This window comes from Methanolobus sp. ZRKC2 (genome assembly GCF_045291185.1).
In the GTDB taxonomy this organism is placed as follows: domain Archaea; phylum Halobacteriota; class Methanosarcinia; order Methanosarcinales; family Methanosarcinaceae; genus Methanolobus.
Genome location: NZ_CP146980.1, coordinates 78,370 through 100,965 on the forward strand (window position 1 = coordinate 78,370; position 22,596 = coordinate 100,965).

Annotated in this window: 26 protein-coding genes; 2 read left to right on the top strand and 24 right to left on the bottom strand. The window is 42.4% G+C overall.

Annotated features, from left to right (window positions below):
- Positions 1–16 precede the first annotated feature (16 nt).
- Complete coding sequence (locus V7O62_RS00355) at positions 17–1,306, top strand: hypothetical protein (protein WP_406657028.1); 1,290 nt, start codon at positions 17–19, stop codon at positions 1,304–1,306.
- A 47-nt stretch (positions 1,307–1,353) separates the two neighbouring features.
- Here V7O62_RS00355 and V7O62_RS00360 read toward each other — a convergent pair whose 3' ends face one another.
- From V7O62_RS00360 to V7O62_RS00455, 20 genes are all read right to left on the bottom strand, one after another.
- Complete coding sequence (locus V7O62_RS00360) at positions 1,354–1,773, bottom strand: 30S ribosomal protein S6e (protein WP_406657029.1); 420 nt, start codon at positions 1,771–1,773, stop codon at positions 1,354–1,356.
- 70 nt (positions 1,774–1,843) lie between these two features.
- A complete protein-coding gene (gene infB / locus V7O62_RS00365; protein ID WP_406657030.1) occupies positions 1,844–3,619 on the bottom strand; it encodes a translation initiation factor IF-2 in 1,776 nt (591 codons plus the stop codon).
- Between the two features lie 102 nt (positions 3,620–3,721).
- Positions 3,722–4,171 carry a nucleoside-diphosphate kinase gene (ndk, locus tag V7O62_RS00370; RefSeq protein WP_406657031.1) on the bottom strand — a complete coding sequence of 150 codons (450 nt, stop codon included), beginning with the start codon at positions 4,169–4,171 and terminating at the stop codon, positions 3,722–3,724.
- A 13-nt stretch (positions 4,172–4,184) separates the two neighbouring features.
- The gene (locus V7O62_RS00375) at positions 4,185–4,373 is read right to left on the bottom strand and encodes a 50S ribosomal protein L24e (RefSeq protein ID WP_406657032.1); all 189 of its coding nucleotides are present in this window, start codon (positions 4,371–4,373) and stop codon (positions 4,185–4,187) included.
- 5 nt (positions 4,374–4,378) lie between these two features.
- Entirely contained in the window at positions 4,379–4,594 is a 216-nt protein-coding gene (locus tag V7O62_RS00380) for a 30S ribosomal protein S28e (RefSeq protein WP_406657033.1), read from the bottom strand.
- Positions 4,595–4,616: 22 nt separating this feature from the next.
- Positions 4,617–4,973, bottom strand: a complete 357-nt coding sequence (rpl7ae, locus tag V7O62_RS00385; protein ID WP_406657034.1) for a 50S ribosomal protein L7Ae — start codon at positions 4,971–4,973, stop codon at positions 4,617–4,619.
- A 266-nt stretch (positions 4,974–5,239) separates the two neighbouring features.
- Positions 5,240–6,109, bottom strand: coding sequence for a hypothetical protein (locus V7O62_RS00390; RefSeq protein WP_406657035.1), 870 nt, complete (start codon positions 6,107–6,109; stop codon positions 5,240–5,242).
- A gap of 38 nt (positions 6,110–6,147) precedes the next feature.
- Positions 6,148–7,371 (bottom strand): SufB/SufD family protein, encoded by a 1,224-nt coding sequence (locus V7O62_RS00395; protein ID WP_406657036.1) that lies wholly within the window; start codon positions 7,369–7,371, stop codon positions 6,148–6,150.
- Positions 7,350–8,096 carry an ABC transporter ATP-binding protein gene (locus tag V7O62_RS00400; RefSeq protein ID WP_406657037.1) on the bottom strand — a complete coding sequence of 249 codons (747 nt, stop codon included), beginning with the start codon at positions 8,094–8,096 and terminating at the stop codon, positions 7,350–7,352. Before V7O62_RS00400 ends, V7O62_RS00395 begins: the two co-directional genes overlap by 22 nt.
- A gap of 242 nt (positions 8,097–8,338) precedes the next feature.
- Positions 8,339–8,677: a winged helix-turn-helix domain-containing protein gene (locus V7O62_RS00405; protein ID WP_406657038.1), complete on the bottom strand. Its 339-nt coding sequence runs from the start codon at positions 8,675–8,677 to the stop codon at positions 8,339–8,341.
- A 1,117-nt stretch (positions 8,678–9,794) separates the two neighbouring features.
- Positions 9,795–10,043, bottom strand: coding sequence for a hypothetical protein (locus tag V7O62_RS00410; protein ID WP_406657039.1), 249 nt, complete (start codon positions 10,041–10,043; stop codon positions 9,795–9,797).
- 10 nt (positions 10,044–10,053) lie between these two features.
- The gene (locus tag V7O62_RS00415) at positions 10,054–11,106 is read right to left on the bottom strand and encodes an L-threonylcarbamoyladenylate synthase (RefSeq protein ID WP_406657040.1); all 1,053 of its coding nucleotides are present in this window, start codon (positions 11,104–11,106) and stop codon (positions 10,054–10,056) included.
- Positions 11,107–11,735: 629 nt separating this feature from the next.
- The gene (mnhG, locus tag V7O62_RS00420) at positions 11,736–12,086 is read right to left on the bottom strand and encodes a monovalent cation/H(+) antiporter subunit G (RefSeq protein ID WP_406658310.1); all 351 of its coding nucleotides are present in this window, start codon (positions 12,084–12,086) and stop codon (positions 11,736–11,738) included.
- A 5-nt stretch (positions 12,087–12,091) separates the two neighbouring features.
- Positions 12,092–12,355 (bottom strand): cation:proton antiporter, encoded by a 264-nt coding sequence (locus V7O62_RS00425; RefSeq protein WP_406657041.1) that lies wholly within the window; start codon positions 12,353–12,355, stop codon positions 12,092–12,094.
- Complete coding sequence (locus tag V7O62_RS00430; protein WP_406657042.1) at positions 12,352–12,846, bottom strand: Na+/H+ antiporter subunit E; 495 nt, start codon at positions 12,844–12,846, stop codon at positions 12,352–12,354. Before V7O62_RS00430 ends, V7O62_RS00425 begins: the two co-directional genes overlap by 4 nt.
- Entirely contained in the window at positions 12,843–14,384 is a 1,542-nt protein-coding gene (locus V7O62_RS00435) for an NADH-quinone oxidoreductase subunit M (RefSeq protein ID WP_406657043.1), read from the bottom strand. Before V7O62_RS00435 ends, V7O62_RS00430 begins: the two co-directional genes overlap by 4 nt.
- A complete protein-coding gene (locus tag V7O62_RS00440; protein WP_406657044.1) occupies positions 14,381–14,809 on the bottom strand; it encodes an NADH-quinone oxidoreductase subunit K in 429 nt (142 codons plus the stop codon). Before V7O62_RS00440 ends, V7O62_RS00435 begins: the two co-directional genes overlap by 4 nt.
- Entirely contained in the window at positions 14,806–15,222 is a 417-nt protein-coding gene (locus V7O62_RS00445) for a monovalent cation/H+ antiporter subunit B (RefSeq protein ID WP_406657045.1), read from the bottom strand. Before V7O62_RS00445 ends, V7O62_RS00440 begins: the two co-directional genes overlap by 4 nt.
- Positions 15,219–17,588: a hydrogen gas-evolving membrane-bound hydrogenase subunit E gene (mbhE, locus tag V7O62_RS00450; protein ID WP_406657046.1), complete on the bottom strand. Its 2,370-nt coding sequence runs from the start codon at positions 17,586–17,588 to the stop codon at positions 15,219–15,221. The genes V7O62_RS00445 and mbhE overlap by 4 nt, the downstream gene beginning before the upstream one ends.
- Positions 17,589–17,792: 204 nt before the next feature.
- Positions 17,793–18,002 carry a hypothetical protein gene (locus V7O62_RS00455; RefSeq protein ID WP_406657047.1) on the bottom strand — a complete coding sequence of 70 codons (210 nt, stop codon included), beginning with the start codon at positions 18,000–18,002 and terminating at the stop codon, positions 17,793–17,795.
- A 110-nt stretch (positions 18,003–18,112) separates the two neighbouring features.
- On the opposite strand from V7O62_RS00455, the gene V7O62_RS00460 reads away from it, so the two are divergent.
- Positions 18,113–18,781 carry an HAD family hydrolase gene (locus V7O62_RS00460; protein ID WP_406657048.1) on the top strand — a complete coding sequence of 223 codons (669 nt, stop codon included), beginning with the start codon at positions 18,113–18,115 and terminating at the stop codon, positions 18,779–18,781.
- A 15-nt stretch (positions 18,782–18,796) separates the two neighbouring features.
- Here the strand turns inward: V7O62_RS00460 and V7O62_RS00465 are convergent, their stop codons facing one another.
- The 4 genes from V7O62_RS00465 to V7O62_RS00480 form a co-directional block, all read right to left on the bottom strand.
- Positions 18,797–20,707, bottom strand: a complete 1,911-nt coding sequence (locus V7O62_RS00465; protein ID WP_406657049.1) for a beta-CASP ribonuclease aCPSF1 — start codon at positions 20,705–20,707, stop codon at positions 18,797–18,799.
- Between the two features lie 88 nt (positions 20,708–20,795).
- On the bottom strand, positions 20,796–21,428 hold the full coding sequence (psmB, locus tag V7O62_RS00470) for an archaeal proteasome endopeptidase complex subunit beta (RefSeq protein WP_406657050.1): 633 nt from the start codon (positions 21,426–21,428) through the stop codon (positions 20,796–20,798).
- Positions 21,429–21,540: 112 nt separating this feature from the next.
- Positions 21,541–22,047 carry a TIGR00295 family protein gene (locus tag V7O62_RS00475; protein ID WP_406657051.1) on the bottom strand — a complete coding sequence of 169 codons (507 nt, stop codon included), beginning with the start codon at positions 22,045–22,047 and terminating at the stop codon, positions 21,541–21,543.
- A gap of 1 nt (position 22,048) precedes the next feature.
- On the bottom strand, positions 22,049–22,540 hold the full coding sequence (locus tag V7O62_RS00480) for a transcription factor (protein WP_406657052.1): 492 nt from the start codon (positions 22,538–22,540) through the stop codon (positions 22,049–22,051).
- Positions 22,541–22,596: the final 56 nt, after the last annotated feature.

Consider the following 22,596-nt stretch of genomic DNA (forward strand, 5'->3'; position numbering starts at 1 on the left):
ATCAAGAGAGGTCAGTATGTCAGAAATTTCCGAAGACATTGTGGAACTGCAAGAGCAAAATCGCCAGACTGCTATAAATAACCTCAAGGATGCTTATGGTGTCGTCGAGAAATTGGTCCAGAAAACCTATATGAATAATGAGATGGATGCAAATTCCAGTCTTCGTAATATAAGAACCGATGTTTCCAGATTGATTTCCGAAATGGGATCAAAGGGGCTTAGTACCTTCAGTGGAAAAAAAGGTAAACTTGAGGAATTCTACGCGGCAGAAGACAGGTTTATTGATGCTTCAGTAGCTTTCCTGGACACTGTTACCAGTTCAATTTCTTCCCGGGATTCCATAGATGTTTTCTCTCTGGAAGGCAACCTGGAACTTTTCGAAAAAAGTCTCAATAGCAGAATAATTATTGACAAAACTATATTGGATGAATTCAGAGCACAGCAAGCAGAGATAGCATCAACATTGGACAACGGTTCCCAGAATGCTCTTAATTCTGAAGAAGTGGAAGTTGAAACTCCGGGGAGTTTCATGGGTTCAGCCTCTGAAATAGCTCTTCCTACAAAAGAAAAAGCAAGTCCTTTTGGAGTTAAGCCAGCAGAACACGTTAGCCAGAGTGTCCTATATGGGGAAGACATAAATGAAGTCTCCAATCATTCAGATGAGCTCGATGCGGAAACATTGTCCCGGCTTTACAACTACTTTAACATCTTGGAACACAAATATTCACATTGTCACCCGGAAGTCTCAGTTGATGGTAGGTTTATCGGTGACAGGAAATGGACTTTTGAAATATCTGATAAGTGCATCAGGGGTACCGTGAAAGATGGTGTTTTCAGGAGTCTTCTGCGCCTTGAGACTTGCTGGCATCCTGAGGATAATGTAAAGGAAATGATGCAATTCGTCCAGTCTGTGGCGAATGCTGTCCCAAGAGAACAATTCCAGAGCTTTTGCCTTGTAAATTCCGGCTGGAATGAAGAAATCAGGGAATGGGCGACGAGTTTCATGCATCCACGCTTAATGCTTTTTTTAGTTGAGCTGAATACTGATTCTCTTATTTTCAATGAAACTGTTGATTCTTCCATAAATTTGCTTGTCTGGCATAATTCCGACAAGAAAACAGAATCTCTGGAAGAAAAACTGCAAAACTTTATTGAAGAGAATGAATACTTTGATGCTGGCGATATTGCCGAAGAAACAGGACTTAACATCAAGGGTGCTGAACAATTCCTTCAGGAACTGGTAAAGCGCAAAAAGATTATCGATGTAGGATTCGGAACTTCCAAGTACACAAAATCTAAAATTTAGATGGGTAAAAAAAATAATTTAAAAAGAGCTGGTTAAAGAGTGAATGTTCACTCTTCAGCCGGTGCTTCAACTTCTGCTGCTTCTTCCTCTTCGCCGCCAAGGATCTTGTCGATTGACTTTTCGCCGTGTTCGACAACAACAGCATTCACCTGGACAATGTCAGGTGCAATTTCTCTTCCACGCATCATCTTTCTGCGGCGTACGCCGTTTGAGACAGGTGCATATCCAACGCCTGATGCAACAAGTACTTTCTGCCTCTTAGGCCCGGGAATGTCAGGTCTCATGACCATTCCACTCTTGTCGCTACCGCCTGTTATTTTCAATGTGTATCCCTGTAATCCTACGATTGAGCCATCAACGGTCTGACCGATGGATTTACCAACCAGTTTGTTAGCTTCTGCTCCGGTGACATCGAATTGATATGCTTTTGTTTTTGGGTCTGAGACCACAACTTTGAAATCTGCCATAATTGATTCTCCTTTAACTATATTTTCCGTTCGTATCTATATGATATTAATGAGTTTTGCATTCCTGTTTTTATTTACCCCAGAAAGGATTTCCTTTCCTTTTGATCTCAAGGAATGCATCCAGTGTCTCTAATTCATCTGCCGTCAGTGAGTCGTAAATTTCATTCTCAAGGGTTTTTGCATGCCTTTCAGGTACGTTCACAAAAAGGAAATCTTCCTCTTTTATTTGTCTTCCCACAGTGGCACCCTCAATTGCAATGGCAACTTCCATGCCAACCCTGGCTTCGGAGATATTCTCTCCTCTTGACTGAATACCTTTGACCTTGCCTACCACAGTTCCGTCAACTGTTGTTACATCAACATTTGTCCTAACCATTCCGCCAATAATTTTCACACCTACTACTGCAGGTTTGCTCTGCCGGAATGTACAGTTTGGCATTATCTGGAACCTTCCTGGTTTTACGATGGTGTCAGACATCTCTTTTTCAGCAAGCTCTTTCTGCTCTTTTACCCAATCCTTGTAATCATCGATGAGTCTGTAAATGACATCATTACGGAAGAGTGTAATGTCACTATCCTGAATCTTCCCTTTTGCATCGGAAAGTACCTTCACGTTGAATCCGATCAGAACTTTGTAGAATGGGTCCTCGATTGCCATGACCTCAACGACATCACGCTGGGAAACATCACCAACACTTGCTTTTCTGATGGGAATTTTCTCTTTCTTGAGTTCGTTGACCAATGCTTCGAGTGAACCTATTGTGTCTGCCTTGATGGTTATTCCCATGGCGTCCGTATCTATCTGGACATCTTCGATCTCATTCTGTATTTCATTTGAGACCGCATCAATAGTTTCGGGTGTCACTACTCTCACAGGAGATCCTGCAAGAGCACTGTCGAGATTTGGTGCGGATATTTTCACGCCGATGGCTGCTGTAACGGATGGAACCTGCTTGAATTTCTCTTCGGCTTTGATTTCCGTAAGAGGACGGGGTTTCAAAAGGGCACGGACTTTTGTCTGTATGGGTTTACCAAGACTGCCGACAATTACCGTATCACCTTTTTTCAGGGTGCCGTCATAGAGAATCACATCAATGGTGGTACCAAGTCCTTTTTCTTCTTTAACTTCCAGGACGGTTCCCACTCCAGGACCATTTGCGTCATAATGTAGGTTGCCTTCAAGGAATCGTTGGGCGAGTCCGAGAAGCACCATCAAAATATCAGGAATACCTTCTCCTGTCATGGCACTTATGGGAACTATTCCTATATTACGCTGGAAATCAGTGACCCTATCGTATCTTTCGGAGTTAAAACCTGCATTGTAAAGCTCTCCTACAACTTCATAGAACTTCCTGTCAAGTTCACTCTTTACACGCTCGCTCTGCTTATTGTACGATACCATGAAAGGAGCATTTTTTTGTGGCTCCCAGCCGTGTATCCTGTCAATTTTGTTCGCAACTACAATAAAAGGAGTCTTGAATCTTTTGAGTATCTGCAGACTCTCAATTGTCTGTGGCATGAATCCTTCGTTAATATCCACTATCACAATTGCAAGGTCGGCAAGTGCTCCTCCACGACTTCTCAATGATGTAAACGCGTGGTGCCCTGGGGTGTCAATAAAAAGAAGTCCGGGTACCATGAACTTGTCTCTCAATGCGGGGTTGCCACATTTATCAACAATTACGTCGATGGGAACCTCGGTTGCACCGATGTGTTGGGTTATAGCGCCTGCTTCACCCTCTGCTACGGTACTGCCCCTTATCCTGTCTAGCAAGGTTGTTTTTCCGTGATCTACATGTCCCATTACAGAAACTATTGGTGTACGTAAATCCTGTTTAGCTGTCATTACAACCCCTCAAACCCGATGAATTATCAAATAACCTGACTATAAAGCAATTCCGGGAGATAATTTGCATTTGCAAAATTAATTTCCCGAAAATCCTTTCAATTATTCGTAGAGGCAAACCTCATCGATCTTTGAATAGTTTGCTATCTCTGATTCTTTGAAGTGAATTGAGATCTCACGGCTTGCTGATTCGGGAGAGTCGGAAGCATGAACTACATTTCTTCCGGTCTCAATAGCGAAGTCTCCTCTAATGGTTCCCGGAAGTGCGTCTACGGGATTTGTTGCCCCATTCACAGCACGCATGATTGCTATAGAATCCTTCCCTTCGACAACCATTGAAACTGAGGGTCCTGATGTAACGTAGTCTATGAGGGATCCAAAGAACGGCTTTTCGGAATGTTCTTTGTAGTGCTCCTTTGCACTTTCCTCGCTCATTACGTTCATTCTCATGGCTGCTATCTTCAGACCGCGTTTCTCGATCCTTGCCACAATCTCCCCAATGAGTCCACGCTGTACTGCATCAGGTTTTATCATAATGTATGTCTGTTCCATATTTGACACCACATTATGCCTTCTTCAGGTGTATTCGGCCCTGCTCGGTCCAGACAGTACGCCTTGGTAATCTTCCAAGCTCAAAGTTGCCCTCGCATTTTGAAGAACAGAAAAGGTATGTAGATCCGTCCTTCTTTACAAAGAGTTTGCCTGTTCCGGCTTCAAGGAATTCACCGCAAAAAGAACATTTTCTCTGTTCCACTATGATCACCTTGTAGTCAGCTTCTTTGCTTCTCTTGATGTTTCTACCAACATCAATACGTCACCGATTCTGATCGGACCGACACAGTTACGGGTGATGATACGCCCCTTGTCGCGTCCTTCAAGTACACGGCACTGTATCTGGCTGGCTTCACCATGCATACCGGTATTTCCGATAACATCAATGACTTCAGCCGCATAGCCTGTATCTTCATCTGCCATTACGATACCTCACGTATCAGTATTATTTCAGTGCACTTACTTTCTGTGCAATATCTTCAACAAGTGAGCTGCCTTTTCCAGTATCAACGATTGCGACAGCTGCACAGGCAACACCTATGCCACAGGCTGCACCGAGTTCTTTCTGCTCCTTGACAAAAATGTATGGAGTGTTCTTTTCCTCACAGAGTGGTCCTATGTGAGCGACAACTTCGGCCGGGCTGACATCTTCTGCGATCACAGCAAGCTTTGTAATACCTCTCTCAATTGCTTTTGTGACTTCGTTGGTGCCCTTTTTCAATTTACCTGTGTCTCTTGCAAGTTCTACACTCTCAAGCGCCTTGTTTGCTAATTCTTCTGGAACGTCAAATTTTGCTGCCATTTTATTGTCTCCTTCGAAACCATGATAGTCTCATGGTTTTTCATTATTCATTGCAGATCAGGTCTGGACCTGAACTAATTTGGCCATTAAGATTGTTACTAATTAATTATCAATAACTGACACTATAATATATGCCAAAGTAACTGCTACCAATCGCTGCATTCAGATATATATCTTTCGGCAAATGGCGATTTGATTCCAAAACAATCTTTTTATGTATAAACCTTGTGGCAAAAATAGAAGAAAAGAGAAGGTGAGACTATCTCTCACCTGAATTGTTCAGTCAAAAGTCCGTAAACGTTCGAAGCATCTGTTGTGATTACGACTTTCGTTACGTTCTCATCTTCATAGTTGGTTGTATTGTAGTACAGATTCCTCTCAGTACTATTTGCTTCCATGGCTGTTACATTGTCAAGGATATTCTGCTCGGGCTCAACGAATACCTCTGTCCTTGAATAGTTACCATCTTCCATGTGCCTGTATTCCAGATAATATTGCTCTGCAAGACTATCATCACCGGTAACCAGCATTGAATACTCCGCTCCCGGTTCCACAAAGGTCAATATCCTGTCAAAATCAGTTGAACTATTGTTATTTCCCGAACTGACGTCAATAACATCTTCAAGTGAATCCTTGGAACCTAACAACATGGGTGTGCCTACGACATTGTAAAGCTCTCCTCCGCGGGACAACATATAATATCCATTGTAGGGATCGTCTACTGTCATATACTCAAAATTGATAACTTCGGGATTAATGGTATGTGCTTCAAAGGCAAAATCTCCTTCAAGATTGTATGCCGAGTATCTTTTCACTATCAAGGAGTTATAAACTGAAAAGAGCTCGGTTATGTTCGGTGCCATCATCTCAAGCGGAGTTCCGTAAACTCTTGAATAATCCACATATGAGACTACTGCTGCCCCTTCTGGAGTTATTTCCAGTCCATCCTGTATCGAATTAATCTCGTGCTCCATCTTCGTTCCGGGAATGGTTTCAAATCCCGGTGCATTTTCCAGTTCATCCTGTAAGTCTGAATTTTCATCCTGATTATTGTTCAACGGACCGCTAAAAAAGAACGGTGCGATTGACATTAGCATTATTGCGGCCAAAAAAATGGCAACGTATTTCTGATTCATTTAAGATCCTCTTTTGATGGCGAAAATCATTCAATGGTTTAAATTGCACTTTCTCCTATTTTTGCAATTGTTTCATCAATGTCTGCCCTCAGTTCATCGGGAATTCCCTGTATGCCGACATCAAGGAATCCTCTAACTATCATACCGACTGCATCTTCCTCTGAAAGGCCACGTGCCATCAGATATTCTATCTGTTCACGAGCAATACGTCCGACTGCAGCCTCATGGGATAATTCGATATCCTCTACATTTGCTTCAAGGATGGGTATGGCTCTTTGTGTGCCTCCTCCAAGTACTAGTCCGTGACACTCAAGATGGCCTTTGGCACCATTTGCATTTCCAACCATCTCTCCTCTTGCAATTGAAACTCCGCCTGTAGTAATAGTCCTTGAAATAAGTTCTGCAGATGTTTCTTCAGCCTCAAAGATTACCCTGCTTCCAAGGTCAAGTTCAGATTCCGGATGTGCAACTGCTATGGTATTGAGTCTGGCAAAAGCACCCTTGCCTTCCAGTATAACGGTCGGATATGCCTGAATAGACTTCACAGGCTTGAGGGTCACGTAATTACTAATGTATGTGCCGCCTTCCTCGACATGTACTACTGTCCTTGGCCTGACACCTATCTGCTCGGCCCAGTTGTGGATCATGGTGAAGTTCAGTGTTGCTCCCTTCTTCACGTACATCTCTGAAATCCCGAGGTGCAATCCCTTTTCGATCCCGTGTTTGGTCGAGCATCCTGTGATAACTTCAAGTTCGGCTCCCTCTTCAACAACGACTATATTGTGTACTGTTTGTGAAACCTGCTTTGAGCCTATAAGAAGACATGTCTGGACCGGCATCTTTGATTTCTTCCCTGCTGGAGCGCGGATAAAATAACCGTTAGCATCTTGCAGATAGCTCATGGCAGTATACTTATCAGCATCCGGCTTGACAAGTTTCCATACATAATCCTTCACCCAGTCATGAACTTTCATTGCATCTCTCAGGGACATGAGTTCAACGACATCTTTGTCATGAAGGGATGTGTGAGTAATGGCATTATCGATCATTACCAGGCTGCCTGAACGATTCTCTTCTCCAGGGGTGAAACCGACGTTCAGGAGTGTTCTCTGATCATTTTCATCGAGTTCTGTAAGATCTTCTGCGTATCGTACATCTTCTGTGGCGATGCCGTATTCCTCAAGATCAAAATCTTCTCCATAACTGGCATGTTTCTTGAGGGCATCTTCCACTTTTTTCTTCATATCTGCATCAGTTTGCATTTGATACACTCCTCATATCCCTGTTCCTTGATCTCGGTAAGCATTTCACGTGGGTTTCCCGAACACATCACTGTTCCATTACAAAGAATAAATGCCCTATCCGTTTCCAGATAATCAAGGACCTGGCCGGTGTGTGTTATGACAAGCGCAGATTTCCCATGTTTGCATCTTTCTCCGGGACATTTACAATCTTTAGTCAGAAGTTTATTTATCGTAGTGCCCAGTAATTCGATGCTTGCGAGATCAACACCGGATTCCGGTTCATCAAGCAGCAGGAAGTCAGGATTCTGTGCTGAGAGTTGCAGGAGTTCCGATCTCTTTATTTCACCACCGGAAAAACCTACATTTATGTCTCTTTCGAAGAACCGCATCATATCTACAGATTCGGCGAGCTCTTCAGTTTCCTTGAGGTCATTTGTTATTACTTTCAGGAGATCCTCAAGTTTGACACCACCCAGGTTTGGAGGTCTCTGGGTCATGATGCCCATACCCATCTGTGCTCTTTGTGAAACAGACAGGCGTGTGATATCCTCTCCCTTAAAGATTATCTCTCCATCCACGACTTTGTAGCCACTGAATCCCATCAGTGTCATAAGGAGTACGGACTTGCCTGCTCCATTGGGTCCGAAAAGAACGTTGGTGTGGCCGGCTTCAACATTAAGGTCTACACCTTTTAATACTCTGCGACCTCCGACTTCAACAGTTAGATTATTGATCTCTAGCATAAGCATGATCTCCCTTACATTTTTAGTTATGCGAGAATAATAGGCATACAGTTAAAATGTTAGTATCCTTAATACTGCTATATGTTAAAAACTTATTGAGAATCGCAAACAACGTTTTTTCAAAAACTGTAGGAATATTTTTAATGGAGTAATATGCGTTGATTACTCTGTTGATATGCTATAGACTCAGTACAAATATCTTATGTACAAATCGTGTTGCATTTAGCAATTTATAACAAAAATTATAAGCCGAGTTCCCTTGCAATTTCCTGGAACTCTTTGCCTTTTTCAGTTGTTATATACAGATTGTCCCTCTTCTCTATCAATCCCTTTTCTTCTAACATTGTAAGGTATCTGTTGACAACCTCAAAATTCAGGTTTGCACGGTAAACAATGTGTGTTTTTTTTGCCCCCTCCATGGCAGCTCTCAAGATTTCTACACTGATTGCAGTTCGACTTCTTCTAATAATGATCACATCCCTAATCGGGTAAAGTGCCTGACATATGTGTTTGTGTTTTCTCATGGAACAAATGCTGTGTTTATATGGGCATTTATCTCTTAAACCGGAAGATTCCCTCATTTTGCGGTAATTCTGCAGCGTCTAATATTTAGATTATAACGAACGCTGTCGGGAAGTTCTATCCTCTGTTAATGAAATCAGGTACTTCCCAATTATTTACTCTAATTATCTATCTTCCAGATGGCATGTTGCCTATGGTTTTTTTTCCTGAGTTACCTTTCTCGAAAGCAAGATATGCATGTGAAGACTACTGATCCTCATCCCCCTCTTGTGAAGATCTGTTGTTCTTAATGCTCTCAGTGTGGTTCTGTCCGCAAACAACTTCCAAGCCAAATGTTTCCATTTTTCCGGGATCTATATCACTGTATTTTATGAGCTTAATCTCACTATTCTCACAATCAAGATTTCTTTAAATGGCAGGATTCCTATCACTCAGTCCGCTCAACTTCGCCTGACAGGGACTCTAATACCAGATACAGCTATCTTGAACTAATTTCTTGACAACCCCGGTAGAGAATATGAGTTTTAGCATTATATAAAGATAAGAATTAGAATTCCTAACTTTAGTTTAGAAACTTTGATACCAAAGATAGTTACGAATCAAAGTCTTTTGAAATCGGTATCAATAGATGATGTACTTTTGTTACTTGTTGTTTTCTTTGTAGAATCTTTGTCCTGTATAAAAGACTGAAAATCATTCTGTGTAAATTATAAAAATAAAATTTATTAGTAAAATGAACACTTATCATAATTTTAGCGTTGACTTACTAATTTTAAGGATAATATTCTATGACATAAGTTTTATTTTTAGTATTATGAGGTATGTATATAAGGCATATAGCCATATAGAGTTCAAGTAATTAACATAGCGATAAGAAATGAATCATGTATCATTTCAATAAAGAAGCTAAGTTAAGGAAAAGGGAAACATATCTGCCACTACTACAAACCTGTTTCCCGATTCCAACTCTTTGCCTTTTTCAGTAAGGTGGTACTTGGTGGCAATGTGAACTAAGTTCTCTTAGGATAACCAGAGACTAATATTGACCACCAGATTAACTTTGTTACATATGTAAATAAAACTTAAGGAAACATAATTCCTTAATTGATTTACTTTAAACAACTTATATGCTTCTTCGTATCAATATTACTATTAACGAGGCAATCAATATCCAACTTATTTGGATATTGGACCTTTAAGTTTTTTCAACGCTGACCTGGCATTGTAGTTTGTTATAAATGTGTAGACAAAAATTATAATTCCAAGCCAAAGGACGGGTTCTCCTATACTCTCTCTTCCTATGAAAGAAAGTGCAAGCCCGACGCTTAATATGATCACGTTGATTTTTAGTAGCTTTTTATTCCTGTGAAGCACAGCAAGGTGCTTCTGTTGCTCCCTAATTGCTTCCATTTTCTCTTTGCTCATATAATTCACTTCATATTTTGATTATCATTTCTGCAGCTTTGCGCAGCCGATTCACAACGGCAGTCCCGACACCACTATGGCTGAATGATCCATCTGTGAGTATAACATCAACATTCTTTTCATCAAGATAACGTAATCCTGCAAACAGGTTACAAGCTAATTCCCTGGGTCTGTCTTTTCTGCCAAGCAGGAACTGTTCATTCCCTACTATGGTTTCATTGTTCTCATCCGTTAAAAGCAGTCCGACTTTGGCGCCCTGGGACTTGAAGTCATCAAGCATCTCCCGGATTTTTACAATAACTGTCTCATTTTCTCCTTCTACCAGAATCACAGTGGCATCAGGGGAGTAATGGGTGTATTTCATTCCCGGTGAACGAACCTTTTCGATATCCTGATGAACTTTATCTTCATAACCGATGATTATGTCGCCTATCTCTTTTTCTATCTCATCCTGGGATATCATGCCTGGCCTGAGTATTGCAGGCACTTCAGAACTCATGTCAATGACAGTTGATTCAACCCCTACTCTAACGGCTCCGCCATCAATCACAGCGTCAATGCGGCCAAAAAGATCATCAATGACGTGATTTGCAGTCGTGGGACTTGGTTTTCCCGAAAGATTTGCACTTGGTGCTGCAATCGCTTTTCCTGAAGCCCTGATAAGTTCTATGGCAATCTCGTTGTCAGGCATTCTTAAGGCCACAGTGTCCAGACCTCCGGTTGTTATGTCCGGGACAATTTCTTTTCTTTTCAATATCAGTGTTAATGGCCCCTGCCAGAATCGATCCATAAGCGTATAAGCTTTTTCCGGAATGTTTCTTGCAAGTTCTTCGCACTGTTCCTTTGAAGCAACATGTACTATCAGTGGATTATCTGCCGGTCTGCCTTTTGCTTCAAAAATAGTTTTTACAGCAGCAGGATTCAAGGCATCTGCTCCGAGACCATACACCGTCTCAGTCGGGAAAGCAACAGTTTTTCCATCTTTGATCATCTTAGCGGCTTCGTTTATGCTTTTTTCGAAATCGCATTCATCTATATGGAATATACACGTTCTGGATGTCATGGTAGTTGGTTCTTTCAAGAGGTTTGAAGCAATTAACATTTTCCTTAGATGCTCTTTGTCCAGAAAGTCGGATGGTTATTTGTATGGTTTATATCCACGTTTCCAAACTTTGATCCTGCAAAACTAGTTCTGAATTACATATTAACATTACGAGGAAGATAAGTTTTTTGTTAGTAGTGATGCCTTTTTTAATCTATACGAGAAAATTTTCATCCATGCGAGAAAACTCTCATATTTTGTCCAAAAAAATTATTTGAAATAATTCTCAACTGTGGCTCTTCTCTACTTTTTTTTGTCAAAACCAAATAGCAATACTTATATAGCATAATGACATCTAGTCGCTAAGTGAGCGGGTCTGTTTTTAACCCCACTCCCACACTAACCCCCACTCCCCAACCCGCTCACAATTATTCTACGGGGGAAAACCTAAAATATGGTATCATATTTTGTTTCAGTAGTTATGGGTTTAAAATTCGTTATTGAAATTTGTTCTTGATAATTGTTCCTTATATAAATCCCTGATTATTAAAGTTTCTTCCGAGATGAAAAAGAAAATTATTTTTGAAAAAGATATTTGTAAATAAGATGACCTTGAGCTATCCCAAGGTCGCTTTAAATAAATTCAGATATCATTCATCCTTTTCGCGTATATAGGCTTTGCCATATTCATCGATGATCGATTCTTCACAAAGACCTACACCATGCCTGTGAGCAGCACGACCTATCATATGGGCTGCTATGGGGGCCGTTAGCAGCAGGAATAAACCTACTGTTATTGCTTTCACACCCATTGGAGAAAAGCCGACTTTCAGCAGAATGCTTAACATGACTCCAAAAGCTCCCAGTGTTCCTATCTTTGTCGTAGTATGTAGGCGATTATACACATCCGGTAATCTTACAAGTCCCAACATCCCGAGGAACACGAATATCAGGCCGAAAACAAGGAAGACATTGCTTAATAGTTCAAGTGCAAGTTCCATAAAACTCATAGAACCACTCCTTCATCGAGATATTTTGCTATTGTTACGGTTCCCACAAATGCGATTATGGAAAGCACAAGTGCTACGTCCATGAAGAAGACAGAACCCTGATCAAGGGAATATACACCCAGCATCACAACTATTACTGTAGTCATTGCATCAAGTGCTATTACTCTGTCAGGTATTGTCGGTCCCTTTATTATTCTGTATATGCACGGTACAATTGCAAGTACCATGATAGATAGCGATAAAGTGAACATTGAAATCATTCGAATGCCTCCAGTACGTATTTTTCCAGATCGTCTCTGATCGAGTTAGCGACGCCTTCAGGGTCCGATGCATCGATGGCATGGACGTACAGGACTGATCTGTCGTCAGACATGTCAATTGTCAGTGTACCTGGTGTGAGAGTTATAGTATTGGCTATTGCAGTAATACTCATGTCTGTTTTTGTTCTGATAGGCACTGCAATTATGCCTGGTTTTATGTCTATTTTAGGTTGTAGTACTATTTTTGCCACCACGATATTTGCCTTTATGATCTCTTTGATAAGAACATAGAAGAACTTGGCCTGAGCCGGTATCCTCTTGATTCCTTTTCCGAATGAGAAGTCATTCTCAAAATGGTAGAGTGGCTTGAAAGGACGTATAATGAACGGTGCGAAGACAAGTCCCAACACAAAGTTGTCGAAACTGATAGTACCGTGGACAAAACACCAGATAAGTCCGAATACCGCGGCAAAGAATATGTAACGCTTCATCTGACCACCCTCGTGAGTACTGCTTCAATGTAAGGTTGCGGGTCAAGTATCTGTCCTGCAGTTGCAGTTGCCAGTGAGATCAAAGGCTCGGCATACAGTCCGAAGACCACGATGGCAGCTACCAGCACAATAATAGGTGCCATGATCAGCGGGGATGCCTTGTGGGATGAATATTCACCATATTTCTCGACATCTCTCTTCTCTCCCCAGAACATCAACAGCCAGGCCCTGAACATATAGAAGAGTGTAAATATTGCAAATATTAGTGCTATTCCTATTTCGAAGTAGTATTCACCGGTGATACCTGCATCAAACAGCACGAACTTGGCTATGAATCCTCCTGTAGGTGGCAATCCTGCAATGGACATTGCTCCTGCAAGGAACAGGAGTGCTATCATGGGGGAACTGTCAACCATTCCTCCCATTTTCCGCATGTCTCTGGTTCCTGCATGGTGGATAATGGCCCCAGAGCTGAGGAAAAGCATGGACTTTGCAATCGCATGGTTCACCAGATAGATAAGTGCTGCTGCGATTGCGTACACACTTCCAAGACCTATCCCCAGGAATACATAGCCTATCTGACTCACGCTTGAATATGCCAGCAGACGTTTCACATCTGTCTGTGCCACCGCGGAGATTGCACCGATTATAATGGTTGCAAGTGCCAGGTAGATTATTACAGGCTGGAATATGTAGAGTGTATCTCTGAAGATCAGGAAGAACACACGTAGCATACCGTAAGCACCAACCTTGATGAGTACACCACTCAGCATTGCGCTGATTGGTGAAGGTGCTGTAGGATGCACATCAGGCAGCCAGTAGTGCAATGGGAATATTGCTGCCTTGTTCCCGAATACCACAATGAACATAAGGGCGATAGCAAACACATGCCAGGGCATTGTTCCCGCAGCACTCATCTCGCTGAGTTTTACGGAAATATCAGCCATGTTCAATGTACCTGTAGTTGCATACAGTGCAGCAACGGCTATCAGCATGACGATGGACCCGAGCATGTTCAGCACAAGATACTTGAATGTCGCTTCCATCTTGTCGGAGCTTTTTGTAACTCCTCCGTGCTCGTTGGCAATTACAAGTGCACATGATGAGAGCAATAATATCTCGAAGAACACAAAGAGATTGAAAATATCTCCCGTCAGGAAAGATCCGTTAAGACCTGCTAACAGCAGGCTGAACAACGGGTAATATGTGGAACTCAATGATCTCTTCTCAATATAGTCCAGTGAGTATATCAATGACAGGAATGAGATGCATGTTGTGAGCACAACCATTCCCGCACTAAGCAGGTCCGCAACAAGCAATATTCCATACTTGGCCCACTCGCCTAATTCATATACCTGTATTCCTTCGTTCCACACCTGCAAAAGCAGCAATATACTCAGGATCACGAGTCCGAAGGAAACGGCTATGCTCAGTACTTTCTGCAGCTGTGGTTTTGATCTAATCATTACCATGATTGCTGACATAAGTATCGGGACAGCAATCAGGAATATCGGGATGTGTTGCATGAGTGAGTTCATCCCCACAGCCTCCTGAGTTCTTTTATGTCAGTGGTGCCGTACTCCTCATAAATGCGATATGCGAGTATCAATATAAAGGCGGTTATTGCAAGGCTGATGACTATCGCAGTGAGAACCATTGCCTGAACAAGCGGATCGACGAAATCCACGGTGTGTCCCGGGGCAAGTATCGGTGCAAATATATTTTCCGATAAGGAATCCATGAATATAGTGCCGGTTGCTTCGGATGCTCCATGTCCGCCGTCATCGGTGATAATTGGTACCTTCGTTCCTGTGAAAACACCTGTGGAAACGATAAGCAGGTTAACTGCATGTGAGAGTATACTTAGGCCGATGATAACTCTTAATATGTCCCGGCGCAGGATCAGGAATGTGCCTATTCCGAAAAGGATGGCAATGGTTAATGAGAGCAATGTATTATTCACTTGTCATCACCTACGTTTTTGAAAATGAAGAGTAGACTTCCTATCACAACCAAGTAGACTCCGATGTCGAAGAGGCCTGCGGATACCAGTTCAATCTCCCCGAAAAAAGGAAGATGCAGGAATTCAACGGCGCTTCTTAAAAAGTTGTGTCCGAAAGGTAATGCTGCAAAGCCGGTCAGGGATGCGAGCAACAGACCAAACGCAAACCAGTTGCCCCAGTCTGGATTGAAAAAAGACTTGATGTAATCAAGCCCGAAGACAACATATGTCAATGCGATAACCGAAGCAAACATCACTCCTCCGATAAATCCTCCTCCCGGATTGTTGTGCCCTGCAAGCAACAGGGATATGGAAAAGAGAATCACTAAAGGTAAGCATATCTTTGTAACTGTTTTTGTAATGGTGGTGGTCATTCTTCCTCACCTCTGCTGTGGATCAGGTTATAGACACCAAATGCCGCCAGACAAAGTACCGCTATTTCTCCGAGGGTATCATAAGCCCTGAAGTCAACAATTATGACGTTGACAATGTTATGCCCTCCGGCAAGTGGCAGGCTGTTTTCTATGAAGTAGTGAGAAAGACTCTCAAAGGGAGAGACTATTCCCTGGGTGGCATTTATCATTATTATGAATACGGTCAAACCAACCGCTGAAGCTATCAAGAGGTCTCTCGCAATCACTGACTTGGTCATATGTTCCCTGAATTTCTGTGGTATCTTCACGATGGCAAGTATGAAGATAATTGTTGTGAGAGTCTCAACAAGCACCTGTGTAAGTGCAAGATCAGGTGCTGACAGGTAAATGAACAGTAAACTTACAAGATACCCCAGCGCCGACAGGGAAATTATTGCAGGCATGTAACGTGGGAGCAATGCCGCACCAAGAGCTGCAACGATCATGAAAAGGAACAGTATTGCTTCGTATGGGGGTATGTCAAAGTTGAGAGTGGAAGGAATGATATCAGCCGAAAGCACTATTATGGGTATGATGAACAATACAAGCATTAGCAATAGCAGGGCCACTACATAGGTCTTGATATTTCCGGGCTGCATTCGAGATGAAAATCCGAATGTCACGCTTTTTGCATTGTTCACTGTCGCATCATAGAAATAGTTGATACTTACCTTGGGGTGCTTTGAATTGAAGCTGTTCTGCCAGGCTGCAATTCTGTCGTAACGTGTGTACATTAGGATTCCGAGAATGAACGTTGCGATAGTCATTATCAGGGCAGGTGTAATCCCGTGCCAGAGATGTACGTGCAGGTGGACAGGTTCCTGAAGTATTGCTTCTGTTGCAGGCTGGACAATGTAATGTATAGGTATTGACGGTACGAGTCCGAACAATACGATAAGTGCCGCAAGGAAAGATGTTGGCAGGATCATTTTCCAGCAAGGGTCATGTATATGTTCCGGAAGGCCGTGTGTGGGCCGCTTTCCGAGGAAAATGCCATCTATGAGCTTGATTGAATAAGCAAAAGTAAGTATTCCTCCGAGAACTGCCAATGCGGGGATAATGTATGTGAAAGAGCCTCCCAGCAAATGTCCCATTTCCCAGGATGCTTCATAGAACATCTCCTTGCTTAGGAAACCGTTTAGTGGCGGTATTCCTGCCATGGACAGAGCCCCAATGACCGCCAGGATGAATGTAATCGGCATCTCCTTTCGTAATCCGCCCATTTTTGTGATATCCCTGGTAGCTGTTTCATGAGCAACTATACCTGCTACAAGGAAGAGACATGCTTTAAAGCTTGCATGGTTGAGCAAGTGGAAAGTTGCGGCAGCAACTCCTATGCCCGGGTGATGGAGGGTCGTATAACCGTACATCGTCATCAGGTAGGCAAGCTGGCTGATAGTCGAGTAGGCAAGAATTCCTTTGATATCTGTTTGGCGGAAAGCCAGAAAGCCTGCCACAAGCATGGTGATGATTCCTACACCGCTTACAAGAATGAACCAGGCTTCTGTTCCGGAAAATATTGGGTGTATCCTTGCTACAAGATATATACCTGCCTTAACCATTGTAGCGGAGTGCAGGAAAGCGCTTACAGGGGTTGGTGCTTCCATCGCATTTGGGAGCCATATATAGAAGGGTCCCTGTGCGGACTTGGAGGCAGCACCTATGAGGATCAGGAAAAGTGTGATAATGAAAAGTTCGTTACCTTTAATGAATTCTATCGTGGATTCGCTGTGCAGAATAGTGGGAATATCAAAAGTTCCCGTCATAGCGTGAAGAACCAGGAAACCTGCAAGCATGAAAAGGCCGCCAGTAGCTGTAATCAGCATTGATTTGGTTGCGCCGTAGACAGACATGGGTCTGTTACGCCAGTAACCGATTAGCATGAAGGATGTAATACTGGTAAGTTCCCAGAAGATGAAAAGCTGGATAAAGTTGGCCGAAAAAACCATTCCAAGCATTGAGCCCATGAAGAAAAGAAGCTGCTGGTAGTAACGTGGTAAGTCTTCTCTTTTTGACATGTATCCATTGGAGTAAGACATGATGATGATGCCCACTGTTGAGACAATAAGACCGAACATCACACTGAGGCCGTCTCCGTAGAATGACAGATCAATGCCGAGTGAAGGAATCCATGATATGGAGCCTTGGATGTTCTCTCCATGGATAACTTTTGGTGCAACCTGTGCCACAAGTACAAGACTCAGGAAAGCAACCGCCGCTGCATACCATCCTATCCTGTTTTTCAGGACCTTTTCAACCACTGGCAATATACCGGCCAAAATGAATGGCAAAAAAACCGCTAGAGTAATTGCTGTAAACGAATCCATGCCATTCTTAATTCAACTACCTATATATAATGTTTTTTAATGAGAATGATTATTCGTGATGGTTCTTCTCATCAATATTTTTTTCTTCCGGATTTGCATATGTGTCCTATCAGGACAGGATCAGCTCTGGATAGACATTTTGAAGCTGATTTTTTAATAAAAAATAAGTTATGGATCAAGTTTCAACAAAATAGTTTTAGCATCCTATCTTTCAAAAACCTGTCCTTTTTCCGGGTCGATTGCAGGAATATCAGAAGTGATCCAGCCAATATCAAAACTCTGTCCACAATTGGGGCATATCAGGCCAATTTTGGCTTTTCCTTCCTGAAGCTTTTTGAAATATACGTGGAAACCTCTATGGTATCCGCACTTAGTGCATATCCTGAATTCCGTGCCAACACTATTTTCTCCCATGATATTCACTTGAGCAGGTATGTTTAAATCCTTTTCTGCTTTCCTGACAGGAAGTCCTGAGAAAACATACTCCGACAAAGTTATTCTAATATTGGGATAGTAATGCCACTATGCTTAAAGGAATCATATTTGATTCGGATGGTGTGCTCGTGGATTCAATGCCCTATCATGCAGAGGCCTGGGTGAAGGCTTTTGAAGGAGAGGGCATTGTTGTCTTTGAAGAAGAGATATATGAAATCGAGGGCTCGAATCATATAGGTGTTGTAGACATATTTTTTGAAAAAGCCGGTAAAGAAGCTGATAATGCTGCTTATTCAAAATTGCTACGAAAGAAAAGAGCTCATTTCATGGAACACAACATGGCAAAACCATTTGATGGCATGCGGGAATGCCTGCAACTTTTGCACCCCAAATATAAACTTGCAGTTGCTTCAGGTGCCGACAGGACAATTGTGACAAGCCTGATGGAGAAATTTTATCCTGATACTCTTGATGTTATTATCTCAGGTGAAGATGTAAGCAATGGTAAACCCGATCCGGAACCCTATCTGAAGGCTGTAGCTCATCTTGGTGTCGCAAAGGAAGAGTGTATTGTTGTGGAAAATGCTCCTCTGGGAGTGAAGTCTGCTAAGAATGCGGGTCTCTATTGTGTGGCAGTTGCAAGTTATCTCAAACCAGAAAAACTGTCTGAAGCCGATCTTGTGTTCAAGGACCACAAATCTTTGATAGATTACCTTAAAGGCCTGGCTGACGCAGATGGCTTTCAAAGTGAAAAATAGAAAAGAGATGTACGGTTATACTAACCGTACTGTTTCAAGGTTTGTCAGTGCTCTTGTTTCAAGCTTGTTCTTCTTGTGTATAGAGCTTGCAAGATCAAGGCACGAACGCTCGTCGCCATGCTCGGTATAAACTCTCTCCGGGCGTGGCTTCATTTTCTTGATATAATCCATCAGTTGTCTTCTGTCGGAGTGTCCTGAGAAACCGTCAACAACCTCAACTCTCATATTCATAGAAACAACAAAGGTTCCGTTATTGGTGGACAATGGGATTTCTTTCCATCCTTTCTGTATCCTTCTTCCAAGAGTTCCATCTGCCTGATATCCTACAAAGACAAGTGTGTTGTTCTCATTCTCTGCGAATGCCTTGAAGTATTCGATTACAGGGCCTGCATTCATCATTCCCGATGTGGACAGGATCACACAGGGTTCAGGTTCATCAATGATCTTCTGACGCAGTTCATTGGAATCAACGGGCCTGAAGCATTCAGCAAGGAAGGGGTTCTCTCCTTTCTGGAAGATAAGCTTACGCAGATCATTGTTAAGGTATTCCGGATACGTGGCATGAATGGCTGTTGCTTCCCAGATCATACCGTCAAGATATACAGGGACGTTCGGGATCTCTCCTCTGCGAATAGCATCCTCAAGAACGATCATGACTTCCTGGCTTCTACCCACTGCAAACGCGGGGATGAGTACTACTCCGTCCTTTTTCAGTGTTTCATTAATCACAGTCTTGAGATTGTTTTCGGCATCCTGTAGGGATGGCTGCATGGCATTTGAGCTTCCGTAGGTGGATTCCATAACTACACTTTCCACACGTGGGAACCTGTTTACAGCAGGATCGAATAACCTTGTCTTTTCGAACTTGAAGTCACCGGTGAATACTACATTGTGTAGCCCGTCACCAATGTGGAAATGAGAAACTGCTGAACCTATTATATGTCCTGCATTATGGAACGTCAATTTTATGTCGGGTGCAATGTCCGTAACTTCTTCATAATCAAGGACAATGGCATGCTTTAAGACTTCCCTTACATCTGCAGAGGCATAGGGTGGTCTTTTGCCTTCTTTAGAGGCTACATCGATATAATCCAGTTGCAGTAGTGCCATCAGGTCACGTGTGGGCGGGGTACAGTATACCGGTCCTTCGAAACCATACTTGTATAGCAGGGGGACAAGGCCCTGGTGGTCAAGATGAGCATGTGTTAGTACTACTGCGTCTATCTGGTTTATGGGGAAAGCTTCAGGTACATAGAGGTATGGTGTCATATCGTCTTCTGAAGCAACATTGACTCCACAGTCGATCATTATCCTGGACTCAGGAGTTGAAACTATGAAGCAGCTTCTTCCTACTTCTCTTGCTCCTCCGAGAGATGTTATTCTTACCCACTGATCCTTGGAAGTACATCCTCTGTGTATTTTTCTTCCCACGGCTTTCAGGATGTCTTTTCTTTCCTTATGATTGGTACGCATGAATTCACGGATGTTCTTTACAGTCCGTGATTTTATAGGCGGCGTCCTTACGACTTTGGGTGTCCACCCAATCTTTTTTGTGATCTCTCTAAGCGTCTCCCCATGTTTACCTATTACAAGCCCCGGTTTTTCAGCTTCGATGATTACCTCACCTACATCCAGGTCGAAGTGGTAGTTTGATACAATAGATTCTGACGGAACCGTCTCTTCGATCTTCTTGATCGATTCCTCAGGGGGTATCAGTACTTTTGGGTCTGGACGTACGACTATGCGTGTCCTCAAGATCTTTGCAAGGTTCCTGACTATGTTGCCGTTATCAGCAAACTTCTTCGGTTCTTCGGTGTAAACTACGAGTTGAGGGCCTTCAAATTCAACACTAGAAATAGTTGTGCCGCTTGGCAACTTTTCTTCAATTTTTTTCTTAAGATCGGATAATACTTCTTCTACCGCCATTAAAACAGCCTTCCTGTAAAAAATGAAAAGTATGAGATATGGAAATGCAGGTCTTTAAAAATATTATTTAAAAAATATATACATTTTATCAATTGAGTTGTTCTCTGAGTTTCTTAACTTCCTCTGATTCAAGTCTTCTGTAAGTATCTTTGTTTATGATCACGACATCAATTCCATTTCCGGATGCAGAGTCCCTTTTCATGGCGTTGTGCAATGCCCTGACAGCTAGCTCGGCACCTTCTTCGGTAGTCATGTTCTCTTTGAACCTGTCTTCAAGCACACCATATGCTATGGGTGAGCCTGAACCAGTTGATACTGCATCTTTTTCTTCTATGTTTCCACCAAGTGCATCAAGAGAGTACAATGCCGGGCCATTTTTGTCATAGCCTCCTATCAGGAGCTGTACCATTAACGGATAATATCTCTGGCCGGCCAGAAGATTGGATAAAAGGGTGGTGAGGCCTTTAATGGTCATTGGCTCTTTGCGCCTCATCTTGTAAAGTTTTGACTCAACACTGATTACGCGAACGATCTGTTGTGCGTCCCCCACGGAACCAGCTGTTGTCATAGCTGCAAAATCGTCAACCTGATAGATCTTCTTTGCAGTCTTACTTGCAATAAAATGTCCCATTGTTGCACGCTGTTCGGTTGCGAGAACAACACCATCGTTGCAAACTATCCCAACTGTGGTTGTACCTTTCAAATACTTATCATCGGTCATCAGTTATACCTCTAACTAAAAATGAGAAAATTAACATGATAAAAACGTGTTATGCATTCCTATGCACAGTTACCCATTAGTGATTTCTATATAAATAATTATCCCTTGTGTTCTATACAATACCTATCTCATCGGCGAGCTTCTTAACACGTTCAATGCTTCCAATGTCGATATTCTTTTTTTCCATTAAGGAAATTCGCTTTTGAATAGTTATTTTCTTTGTTCCTTTTGTAAGGTTATCTGCATGGGCGACAATTTTTTCTTCCATTGTACATGGTATATAGTCGTCTTCCGGAAGTCCGAATTTTATTGCCTCTTCCGGTGTTATACCTGCACCAATGTGTCTTTTAATTATTTGGACAAGCCGTGGATCAAGACCTCTTTCTTCAGCCATTCTGGCACCTTCCAGTCCGTGCATGATGCCATGGGTCTTGGCCCGTCCCAGATCATGTAGTAAACCGCCAATTTTTATGAGCTCAAAGTCCAGTTTTTCACCACGGTTGGAAAGTTCCTTCCCGATACAGGTTGCAAGATTGGAAACTGCAATACAGTGTGCTATCACTTTTTGTTTGCAGCCTGATTCCTCAAGTATCTTCAAGGCCTGTTCGTATGAAATCATATCACTTTTCGAGGCTGATGAGACGTTTCTTTATCTTTCCAACGAATTCTTGGTTGTCTTCGAACATCATATCCTCACCGCAGAACGGGCAAAGGAATTCACATTCTGTAGCTTCGTTGAAGTTCATACGCGTACAGCCTTCGGGGCAGCTATAAAAAACATTATCTTCCTCGAAAGCAAGGCGTGTCTTGAGGTTCTTCACAATTCTTTTTTTCTCTTTAACAAGCTGTGGTTCGATGTCAGACATATCAAGGGTCCAGAGGTATGTGAGCCATCCACTGCTGGAATCCCTTTCTCTCCTGCAAACAGCCAGTTTATTTTCATTGAGAATAAAAAGCGTTCTTCTGACTATGTTTAAAAGTATCCCCGTCGCTTCTGCGATTTGTTCATCCGTAACTTCACCTTCGGGCATATTTTTTATCATTTCCAGCCCGTCTTCACCCACAAGTCGGATAAGATATCCCCTGATAACCGGATTATTCAGATCTATCAAAAAACATTCACCTCATAAAACGCATGTCTATGTAATGTATTACAATATTAACTTTT

Bases quoted from the DNA above. Each gene is read 5' to 3' on its own strand.
- V7O62_RS00355 (WP_406657028.1), top strand. From the start codon at position 17: ATGTCAGAAATTTCCGAAGACATTGTGGAACTGCAAGAGCAAAATCGC.
- V7O62_RS00360 (WP_406657029.1), bottom strand. From the start codon at position 1,773: ATGGCAGATTTCAAAGTTGTGGTCTCAGACCCAAAAACAAAAGCATAT.
- infB (WP_406657030.1), bottom strand. From the start codon at position 3,619: ATGACAGCTAAACAGGATTTACGTACACCAATAGTTTCTGTAATGGGA.
- ndk (WP_406657031.1), bottom strand. From the start codon at position 4,171: ATGGAACAGACATACATTATGATAAAACCTGATGCAGTACAGCGTGGA.
- V7O62_RS00380 (WP_406657033.1), bottom strand. From the start codon at position 4,594: ATGGCAGATGAAGATACAGGCTATGCGGCTGAAGTCATTGATGTTATC.
- rpl7ae (WP_406657034.1), bottom strand. From the start codon at position 4,973: ATGGCAGCAAAATTTGACGTTCCAGAAGAATTAGCAAACAAGGCGCTT.
- V7O62_RS00390 (WP_406657035.1), bottom strand. From the start codon at position 6,109: ATGAATCAGAAATACGTTGCCATTTTTTTGGCCGCAATAATGCTAATG.
- V7O62_RS00395 (WP_406657036.1), bottom strand. From the start codon at position 7,371: ATGCAAACTGATGCAGATATGAAGAAAAAAGTGGAAGATGCCCTCAAG.
- V7O62_RS00400 (WP_406657037.1), bottom strand. From the start codon at position 8,096: ATGCTAGAGATCAATAATCTAACTGTTGAAGTCGGAGGTCGCAGAGTA.
- V7O62_RS00405 (WP_406657038.1), bottom strand. From the start codon at position 8,677: ATGAGGGAATCTTCCGGTTTAAGAGATAAATGCCCATATAAACACAGC.
- V7O62_RS00410 (WP_406657039.1), bottom strand. From the start codon at position 10,043: ATGAGCAAAGAGAAAATGGAAGCAATTAGGGAGCAACAGAAGCACCTT.
- V7O62_RS00415 (WP_406657040.1), bottom strand. From the start codon at position 11,106: ATGACATCCAGAACGTGTATATTCCATATAGATGAATGCGATTTCGAA.
- mnhG (WP_406658310.1), bottom strand. From the start codon at position 12,086: ATGGAACTTGCACTTGAACTATTAAGCAATGTCTTCCTTGTTTTCGGC.
- V7O62_RS00425 (WP_406657041.1), bottom strand. From the start codon at position 12,355: ATGATTTCAATGTTCACTTTATCGCTATCTATCATGGTACTTGCAATT.
- V7O62_RS00430 (WP_406657042.1), bottom strand. From the start codon at position 12,846: ATGAAGCGTTACATATTCTTTGCCGCGGTATTCGGACTTATCTGGTGT.
- V7O62_RS00435 (WP_406657043.1), bottom strand. From the start codon at position 14,384: ATGAACTCACTCATGCAACACATCCCGATATTCCTGATTGCTGTCCCG.
- V7O62_RS00445 (WP_406657045.1), bottom strand. From the start codon at position 15,222: ATGACCACCACCATTACAAAAACAGTTACAAAGATATGCTTACCTTTA.
- mbhE (WP_406657046.1), bottom strand. From the start codon at position 17,588: ATGGATTCGTTTACAGCAATTACTCTAGCGGTTTTTTTGCCATTCATT.
- V7O62_RS00455 (WP_406657047.1), bottom strand. From the start codon at position 18,002: ATGGGAGAAAATAGTGTTGGCACGGAATTCAGGATATGCACTAAGTGC.
- V7O62_RS00460 (WP_406657048.1), top strand. From the start codon at position 18,113: ATGCTTAAAGGAATCATATTTGATTCGGATGGTGTGCTCGTGGATTCA.
- V7O62_RS00465 (WP_406657049.1), bottom strand. From the start codon at position 20,707: ATGGCGGTAGAAGAAGTATTATCCGATCTTAAGAAAAAAATTGAAGAA.
- psmB (WP_406657050.1), bottom strand. From the start codon at position 21,428: ATGACCGATGATAAGTATTTGAAAGGTACAACCACAGTTGGGATAGTT.
- V7O62_RS00475 (WP_406657051.1), bottom strand. From the start codon at position 22,047: ATGATTTCATACGAACAGGCCTTGAAGATACTTGAGGAATCAGGCTGC.